General features: G+C 72.2%; 1 protein-coding gene (only partly in view). It reads left to right on the forward strand.

What is annotated here, in order from left to right:
* Positions 1-9,947, forward strand: partial view of a type I polyketide synthase gene (locus A4R43_RS44330; protein WP_236808528.1) — the 3' end only. The gene continues 22,900 nt to the left of window position 1, outside the view; only the last 9,947 of its 32,847 coding nucleotides appear in the window; its start codon lies beyond the left edge, outside the window; its stop codon occupies positions 9,945-9,947.
* The last annotated feature ends 17 nt before the right edge of the window (positions 9,948-9,964 follow it).

Here is a 9,964-nt window from a genome sequence, read left to right on the forward strand (position 1 = left end):
ACCCGGTGACCGCCGTGGTGCACACGGCCGGGGTCGGGGTCGGTGACGCGCCCGCCGAGTCGCTGACGATCGAGCAGCTGGACGCGCTGCTGCGGTCGAAGCTCGCGGCCGCGTGGAACCTGCACGAACTCACCGGCGACCTCGACGCGTTTGTGCTGTTCTCCTCGGGCGCGGCGATGTGGGGCAGTGGCGGCCAGCCGGGTTACGCGGCGGGCAACACCTTCCTCAACGCGCTCGCCCAGTACCGCCGGGCACGCGGCCTCACCGCGACCTCGATCGCCTGGGGCGCCTGGGCCGAGGCGGGCATGGCCACCCATGAGGACATGGCCGACCACCTGGTGCGCCGCGGCCTGCTCTCGATGGAGCCGGGCCTGGCGATCAGCGCGATGCAGCGGGCCATCGAAGAGGACCGCACGCTGATCACCGTCACGAACACCGACTGGGAACGGTTCGCGCCGAGCTTCACCAGCCGCCGCCCGAGCCGTCTGCTCTCGGAACTCCCGGAGGCACGCCAGGCGCTCGCCGACGACGCACCGGAAGAGGAGTCGGCGCTCAAGCAGCGGCTCGCCGGGCTGGGCGAGGCGGAACGGTCGCGGGTGCTGCTCGACCTGGTCCGCACCGAGGCCGCCGCCACGCTCGGCTTCGACGCGGCCGAGGACCTGCCCGCCGGCAAGGCCTTCCGCGAGGTCGGCTTCGACTCGGTGACCGCGGTCCAGTTGCGCAACCAGCTCAAGGCCGCGACCGGGCTCGCGCTGCCCGCGGCGCTGGTGTTCGACTACCCGACCCCGAAGGCGCTGACCGAGCACCTGCTGGCCGAGCTGTTCGGCCGCAATGAAAGCCACATTCATAGCGCCACGCGCAATGAAAGCCACATTCATAGCGCCGACGACCCCGTCGTGATCGTGGGCATGGCGTGTCGCTATCCGGGTGGGGTGACCACGCCGGAGGAGCTGTGGGAGCTGGTCGACAGCGGCACCGACGCCATCGCCGGCTTCCCGGCGGACCGCGGCTGGGCGCTCGACGCGATCAACAGCGCCACCCGCGAAGGCGGTTTCCTCACCGACGTGGCCGGGTTCGACGCGGGCTTCTTCGGCATCTCGCCGCGTGAGGCCGTGGCGATGGACCCGCAGCAGCGCCTGGTGCTGGAGACCACCTGGGAGGCCATCGAGCGCGCGGGCATCGACCCGATGTCGCTGCGCGGCAGCCAGACCGGCGTGTTCATGGGCACCACCGGCCAGGACTACCCGAACCTGCCGGGCAACAACGGCGACCAGGACGTCTACGCCACCACCTCCTCGGTGGCCAGCGTGATCTCCGGCCGCGTTTCCTACACCGCGGGGCTGGAGGGCCCGGCGGTCACCGTGGACACCGCGTGCTCGTCCTCGCTGGTCTCCATCCACCTCGCGTCGCAGGCGCTGCGGCAGGGGGAGTGCGACCTGGCGCTGGCCGGTGGGGTCGCGGTGATGTCCACGCCGAGCGCGTTCAACGCGTTCAGCTCGCAGGGCGGGCTCGCCACCGACGGCCGGTGCAAGTCGTTCGCCGAGGCGGCCGACGGCACGGGCTGGTCCGAGGGCGTCGGAGTGGTCGCGCTGGAGCGGCTGTCGGACGCGAAGCGCAACGGGCACACCGTTCTCGCCGTGGTGCGCGGTAGCGCGATCAACCAGGACGGGGCGTCGAACGGCCTGACCGCGCCGAACGGACCGTCGCAGCAGCGGGTGATCCGGGCCGCGCTGGCCGCCGCCGGTCTGTCCACTTCGGACGTTGACGCGGTGGAGGCACACGGCACCGGCACCGTGCTGGGTGACCCGATCGAGGCTCAAGCGGTGCTCGCCACATATGGGCAGGATCGCGAGAGGCCGGTGCTGCTGGGTTCGATCAAGTCGAACCTCGGCCACCCGCAGTCCGCCGGCGGGGTCGCCGGGGTGATCAAGATGGTGATGGCGCTGCGGCACGGGGTGCTGCCGAAGACGCTGCACGTCGACGCGCCTTCGTCCCATGTGGAGTGGGGCGCGGGCTCGGTGGAACTGCTCACCGAGCGCACCGAATGGCCGGAGACCGGCCGCCCGCGCCGGGCCGGGGTGTCGTCGTTCGGGGTGAGCGGCACGAACGCGCACCTCATCCTGGAACAGGCGCCGGCGGTGGAGCCGGTGATCGAGCAGGCCGACGTCGAGCCGTCGGTGGTGCCGTGGCTGGTGTCCGGCCGCTCGGCCGCCGCGCTCGACGCCCAGCTCGACCGGCTGCGCGCGGTGGACGGCGACCCGCTGGACATCGGCTACTCGACGGTGGTCTCGCGGTCCGACTTCGAGCACCGCGCGGTGCTGGTGGACGGCTCCACGGAGATCGCGCGCGGGATCGCGGGCGAGCGGTCGCTGGCGGTGCTGTTCTCCGGCCAGGGCGCGCAGCGGCTGGGCATGGGCCGGGAGCTGTACCTGCGGTTCCCGGTGTTCGCCGCCGCGCTGGACGAGGTGCTGGCCCACCTGGACGTCCGCGAGGTGATGTGGGGCAGCGATGAGGCCGCGCTGAACGAGACCGGCGCCACGCAGCCCGCGCTCTTCGCCATCGAGGTGGCGCTGTACCGGCTGATCGAGTCGTGGGGCATCAGGCCGGACTTCCTGGCCGGGCACTCCATCGGCGAGATCGCCGCGGCGCACGTCGCCGGGGTGCTCGACCTCGAGAACGCGTGCAAGCTCGTCGAGGCCCGCGCGAGCCTGATGCAGGCACTGCCGGCGGACGGCGCCATGATCGCGATCCAGGCCACCGAGGAGGAAGTCACCCCGCTGCTCACCGAGGACGTGTCGATCGCCGCGATCAACGGCCCCGGCTCACTGGTGATCTCCGGAAACGCCCAGGTCGCGACGGAGATCGCGGCGAGTTTCGCCGAGCGCGGGCGGAAGTCTAGGCGTTTGCCGGTCAGCCATGCGTTCCACTCACCGTTGATGAACTCGATGCTCGCCGACTTCAGGACCGTGGTGACGGGCCTGTCCTTCGGCGAGCCCGCGATACCCGTGGTGTCCGGTTTGAGCGGCGAGATCGCCACGCCGGGGCAGCTGGCCGATCCCGAGTACTGGGTGCGGCACGTCCGCGAGACCGTCCGGTTCGCCGACGGCGTGCGCACGCTGACGGGCGAGCGGGTCGACACCTTCCTCGAGCTGGGGCCCGACGGTGTGCTGTCGGCGATGGCGGCCGAGACCGCGCCCGAGTCGGTGGCCGTGCCCGTGGTGCGCAAGGACCGCGGTGAGGAGCTGGCCGCGATCGGCGCACTGGCGAAACTGCACGTCAGCGGCGTGGAACTGGACTGGCGGGCGATCTTCGCCGGAACCGGGGCCCAGCGCGTGGACCTGCCGACTTACCCCTTCCAGCACGAGCGTTACTGGCCCGAGCCGGTGGAGGCCGAGGCCGAGGCCCGGGACGTGGTGGACGCCGAGTTCTGGGCGGCCGTCGAGCGCGAGGACCTGGAAAGCCTGGCCACCGAGCTGGGCGTGGACGCCGAGCCGCTGGACGCGGTGCTGCCCGCGTTGTCCTCGTGGCGCAGCCGCCGCCGTGTCCAGTCCACTGTGGACTCGTGGCGGTACCGGGAGACCTGGCGCGCGTTGCCGGGCACGGCCCCCGGTGAGCTTTCGGGCACCTGGCTGGTGGTGGTGCCCGCCGGGTACGACGACGAGTGGGTGGACCTCGGCACCGACACGCACCGCGTCGAGGTCGCCGGGACCGCACGCGAGGAGATCGCCGCGTGCCTGCCCGAGGGCGACTTCGCGGGCGTGCTCTCCCTGCTCGCGCTCGACACCGACCTCGGCGGCGTCACCGCGACGACCGCACTGGTGCAGGCGCTGGGCGACGCCGGGATCCTGGCGCCCGTCTGGGCCGTCACGCGTGGTGCGGTCGCGGTGCGCGAGGACGAGCCGGTCACCGCGCCGTGGCAGGCCGGGGTCTGGGGCCTCGGCCGGGTCGCCGCGCTCGAATCACCCCGCCAGTGGGGTGGGCTGGTCGATCTGCCCGAGGTCATCGACGACCGGGTCGCGCGGCGCCTCACCGACGTGCTGTCCGGCCGGGCCGGGGAGGACCAGGTCGCGGTGCGCGCCGGCGGGCTGTACGGCCGCCGTGTGGTCGCGGCACCGGCGCCCGCCGACCTCGGTGCCTGGGAACCGACCGGCACCGTGCTGATCACCGGCGGCACCGGGGCGCTCGGCGCGCAGGTGGCGCGGGACCTGGCCCGGCGGGGTGCGGACCGGCTGGTGCTGCTCAGCCGCCGCGGTCCGGACGCGCCGGGTGCGGTGGAGCTGTGGGACGAGCTGACCGGGCTCGGCGCCGACGTCACCATCACCGCGTGCGACGTCGCCGACCGCGACAGCGTGGCGCAGGTGCTCGCCGGGATTCCCGCCGAGCAGCCGCTGACCGGCGTGGTGCACACCGCCGGTGTGCTCGACGACGGTGTGCTCGAAGGGCTCACGCCGGAGCGGTTCACCACGGTCTACCGCGCGAAGGCCGACGCCGCGATGGTGCTCGACGAACTGACCCGGGAGCTGGACCTGACGGCGTTTGTGCTGTTCTCGTCGGTCGCCGGAACCGTCGGCAACCCGGGGCAGGGCAACTACGCCGCCGCCAACGCGGTGCTCGACGCACTGGCTCGGCAGCGCCGGTCGCTCGGCCTCGCCGCGTCGTCCATCGCCTGGGGCGCGTGGGGCGGCGCGGGCATGGCGGTCGATTCGGAATGGGCGCACCGCGAAGGCGCGCCGGTGATGGATCCGGAACTGGCGGTCGCCGCGCTGCGGCAGGTGGTCGCGGAGGGCGCGGCCACAACCGTGGTCGCCGACCTGCGGGAGCCGCGGATGCTGGGCTGGCTGCTCGGCATGCGGCCGACCCCGTCGCTGGCGGACCTGCCGGGTGCGCGCCGACTGCTCGACGAGGCCGAGGCCGCTCGCCGGGCCACCGAGTCCGTCGCGAACGACCTGCACCGGCAACTGCTGGCGCTGCCCGAAGCCGAGCAGGTGGACGCCGTGCTCGACGTGGTCCGCACGCGGGTCGCTTCGGTGCTGGCGTACGCGAACGCGAGTGCGGTGGGCGTGGACAACGCCTTCCGCGACCTCGGCTTCGACTCGCTGACCGCCGTCGAGCTGCGCAACCAGCTGAACGAGGCGACCGGCCTGGCGCTGCCCGCCAGCCTGGTCTTCGACTACCCGACACCGGCCGTGCTGGCGGCGCACCTGGCCGACGAGCTGGTCGGGCGCAATGAAAGCCACATTCATAGCGGAATCCGCAATGAAAGCCACCTTCATAGCACCGACGAGCCGATCGCGATCGTGGGCATGTCCTGCTGGTTCCCCGGGGACGTGCGGTCGCCGGAGGAGCTGTGGGAGCTGCTGCTCAACGGCCGCGACGGGGTCGTCGGCTTCCCGACCGACCGCGGCTGGGACCTCGACGAGGTGTTCGGCGGCGACAACCCCAGCATCACCCGTCACGGCGGCTTCCTGCCCAACCCCGGCGAATTCGACCCGGCCTTCTTCGGCATCTCCCCGCGTGAGGCCATGGCCATGGACCCGCAGCAGCGGTTGCTGCTCGAAGGTTCGTGGGAGGCGCTGGAACGCGCCGGGCTCGACCCGGCGTCGCTGCGGGGCAGCCAGACCGGCGTTTTTGTCGGCACCAACGGCCAGGACTACGCGACGCTGATCGCCAACACCGGCCAGGAAACCGGTGGCCATGGCGCCACCGGCCTCGCCGCCAGCGTCATCTCCGGCCGCCTGTCCTACACCTTCGGCTTCGAGGGCCCGGCGGTCACCGTGGACACCGCGTGCTCGGCTTCGCTGGTGGCGCTGCACCTGGCGGTCCAGTCGCTGCGGCAGGGCGAATGCGACCTGGCGCTGGCCGGTGGCGCGACGGTGATGTCCACGCCGCTGGTGTTCTCCGAGCTGTCCAAGCAGGGCGCGCTCGCCGCCGACGGCCGCTGCAAGGCCTTCTCCGACGACGCCGACGGCACCGGCTGGTCCGAGGGTGTCGGCCTGATCGTGGTCGAGCGGCTGTCCGACGCGAAGCGCAAGGGGCACAACGTCCTGGCCGTGGTGCGGGGCAGCGCGGTGAACCAGGATGGTGCTTCGAACGGGTTGACCGCGCCGAATGGTCCTTCGCAGCAGCGGGTGATCCGGCAGGCGCTGGCTTCGGCTGGACTGTCCACAACGGACGTTGACGCGGTGGAGGCACACGGCACCGGCACCGCGCTAGGCGACCCGATCGAGGCGCAGGCGCTGCTGGCGACCTACGGCCAGGAGCGTGAGCACCCGCTGTGGCTGGGCTCGGTGAAATCGAACCTCGGCCACACCCAGGCCGCGGCCGGGGTCGCCGGCATCATCAAGATGGTCATGGCGCTGCGGCACGGCGTGCTGCCGAAGACGCTGCACGCCGACCAGCCTTCGTCGCACGTGGACTGGACGTCCGGCGCGGTGAGCGTGCTGACCGACACCACCCCGTGGCCGGAGGTCGGCCGCGAGCGCCGCGCCGGGGTGTCGTCGTTCGGCATCAGCGGGACGAACGCACACATCATTCTCGAGCAGGCACCCGACGAGGAACCGGCCCCGCTGCCGATCAAGGGCACACGCTCGCCGATCGACGGGGTGGTGCCGTGGGTGCTCTCCGGCAAAACCGAGGGCGCGGTGGACGCGCAGCTCGACCGGCTCAAGGCGCTCGACGGCGACCCGGTGGACGTCGGTGCGTCGTTGCTGACGACGCGGGCGGTGTTCGAGGCGCGGGCGGTGCTGCTGGACTCGGGTGTGGTGCGCGGCAACGTCGTGGAGGGTGCTGGGGCTCCGGTGTTTGTGTTCCCTGGTCAGGGGGCGCAGTGGGCTGGGATGGCCCTGGAGTTGCTCGACTCGTCGCCGGTGTTCGCGGAGTGGATGGCTGAGTGTGATCGGGCGGTCGGCGAACTGGTCGACTGGTCGGTGATCGAGAAGCTGCGTGAGGGCAGCGACGCGCTGGAGCGCATCGAGGTCCTGCAGCCGTTGTTGTTCGCGGTGATGGTGTCGTTGGCGCAGTTGTGGCGTTCGGTCGGGGTTGAGCCCGCCGCGGTGGTGGGTTCCTCGCAGGGTGAGATTCCCGCGGCCTACATCGCGGGTGCGTTGAGCCTGGAGGACGCGGCGAAGATCGTGGTGTTGCGCAGCCAGTTGTTCGCCGACGAACTGGTGGGCAACGGCGCGGTGGCCTCGGTCGCGCTGACCGAAGACCAGCTCCGCGAACGCCTGTCGGAAGGGCTCGCGATCGCCGGGATCAACGGCCCCAAGGCACTCACCGTGGCCGGGCCGCTGGACCTGCTCGACGAGTTCGTGACCGCCTGTGTGGCGGAGGACATCCGGGCGCGGGTGGTTCCGTCCACTGTGGCTTCGCATTGCGCTCAGGTGGATCCGCTGCGGGACGCGATTCTCGACATGTTCGCCGAGATCAAGCCGCTGGAAGCGAAGATCCCGTTCTATTCGACGGTGACCGGTGGCCTGGTGGACAGCGCGGAACTGGGGCCGGAGTACTGGTTCCACAACGCCCGTCAGCCGGTCAACTTCGCGGGTGCGGTCAAGACCATGCTCGGCGACGGCTTCCGCGCCTTCGTGGAGACCAGCGCGCACCCGGTGCTCACCATGGCCGTGCAGGCCACCGCCGAGGACCTGGAGATCCCGGCCGTCGCGGTCGGCTCGCTGCGCCGCGACGAGGGCGGTCCCGCTCGGTTCATGACCTCGCTGGCCGAGGCCTACGTGGCGGGCGTCCCAGTGGACTGGACCGTGTTCTTCGCTGGGACCGGGGCACGCCGGGTGGACCTGCCGACCTACGCCTTCCAGCGCCAGCGGTTCTGGCCGGAACCGGCGGAGCGGAAGGCAGCCGCCATCGCCGACCCGGTGGACGCCGCGTTCTGGGACCTGGTCGAGGAAGGCGACTTCGCCGAAGCGCTCGCGCTCGACAGCGACACCGCCGCACGGGTGGTGCCCGCACTGGCCGGGTGGCGCAGCCGCCAGCGCACGCAGTCCACTGTGGACTCCTGGCGTTACCGCGAGTCGTGGACCCCGGTCAGCGCGGACACGGCGCTCACCGGCACCTGGCTCGCGCTGGTGCCGACCGGGTACACCGAGGACCCGTGGGTGACCGCGGCGCTGGCGGTGCTCGGTGACGACGCGATCCTGGTCGAGGTGGGTGACACCCACCGCACCAAGCTGGCCAAGGAACTCGCCGAGGTCGCGCACAACGAGTTCACCGGTGTGCTGTCGCTGGCGGGCATCGCGGAGGCACCGGCGGTCGGCAACGTGCCGGTCGGCCTGGCGATGACGCTGCTGATCACGCAGGCGCTCGGCGACACCGGCATCGAGGCGCCGCTTTGGTGCGTGACCAGGGGAGCGGTCTCGGTCGGGCAGTCCGACCCGGTGCGCAACCCCGAACAGGCCGCGCTCTGGGGCATGGGCCGCGTCGCCGCGCTCGAACTGCCACGCCGCTGGGGTGGGCTGGTCGACCTGCCGGAGACGTTCGACGAGCACACCGCGGACCGGCTGGCCGCCGTGCTCGCCGGGACCGGGGAAGACCAGGTCGCGGTGCGGTCGGCCGGGGTGTTCGGCAGGCGGCTGGTGCACGCGGCGCCGGTCACCGAACGGCCTGCCGAACAGTGGCGTGCCCGCGGCACCGTGCTGATCACCGGCGGCACCGGCGGGCTCGGCGGGTATGTCGCTCGCTGGGCGGTCGCCAGCGGTGCCGAGCACCTGGTGCTCACCAGCCGCCGTGGCCTGGACGCGCCGGGTGCACTGGAACTGCGCGAGGAACTCGAAGCCTCGGGTGCGCGGGTCACCATCGCGGCCTGCGATGTGTCCGATCGCGACAGTGTGGCTGCCCTGATCGCCGATATCCCGGACCTGACCGCGGTGGTGCACGCGGCCGGGGTCGGCGTCGGTGACGCCGCGGTCGAAGCGCTCACCATGGACCAGCTCGATGCGTTGCTGCAGGCCAAGATGACCGCCGCGTGGCACCTGCACGAACTGACCGAGGACCTGGACCTCGACGCGTTCGTGCTGTTCTCCTCCGGTGCCGCCAACTGGGGCAGCGGCGGGCAGCCGGGTTACGCGGCGGGCAACGCCTTCCTGGACGCGCTCGCCCAGTACCGGCGCGGCCGCGGCCAGGTGGCGACCGCGCTGGCCTGGGGTGCCTGGGCCGAAGCGGGCATGGTGCACGACAACCCGTCGATGTGGGAGCACCTGACCCGCCGCGGCCTGCTCACCATGGCGCCGGAGCTGGCGATCACCGCGATGCGCCAGGCACTCGAAGACGACCAGACCGCGCTGACCGTGACCAACACGGACTGGGCCCGGTTCGCGCCGAGCTTCACCGCGAACCGGCCGAGCCCGCTGCTCTCGGAACTGCCCGAGGTGATCGAGGCGCTGGCCGAGCCCGAAGCGGACGGCCAGGCGGACGCGGGCGAGTCGGCGTTCAAGCAGCGCCTGACCGCGATGCCGGACGCCGAACGCGGCCGGGCCCTGCTCGAACTGGTGCGCAACGAGGCCGCGGCCACGCTCGGCTACGACAACGCCGACGCGCTGCCCGCGAACCGCGCCTTCCGCGAGGTCGGCTTCGACTCGGTGACCGGGGTGGAGCTGCGCAACCGGCTCAAGGCGGCCACCGGGCTGTCGCTGGCCGCGGCGCTGGTATTCGACCACCCGACCCCGGCGGCGATCGCGAAGTTCCTCAAGGCCGAGCTGTTCGGCGAGGACACCGCGGCCGCCGACGACCCGGACGCCCGGATCCGCGAAACGCTGGCCTCGATCCCAGTCAGCAGGCTGCGCAAGGCCGGGCTGCTCGACATGGTCCTGCAACTGGCGGGCGAGGAAGGCGAACCGGAGGCGGCCGCGCCCGCCGACGGCGACACCGCCGTCTCGCTCGACGACATGGACGCCGAAAGCCTGCTGAGGCTGGCGACCGATGGCACACCCCCGAACTAAACGATAAGGACGGGTTG

The organism is Amycolatopsis albispora, assembly GCF_003312875.1.
Lineage (GTDB): Bacteria > Actinomycetota > Actinomycetes > Mycobacteriales > Pseudonocardiaceae > Amycolatopsis > Amycolatopsis albispora.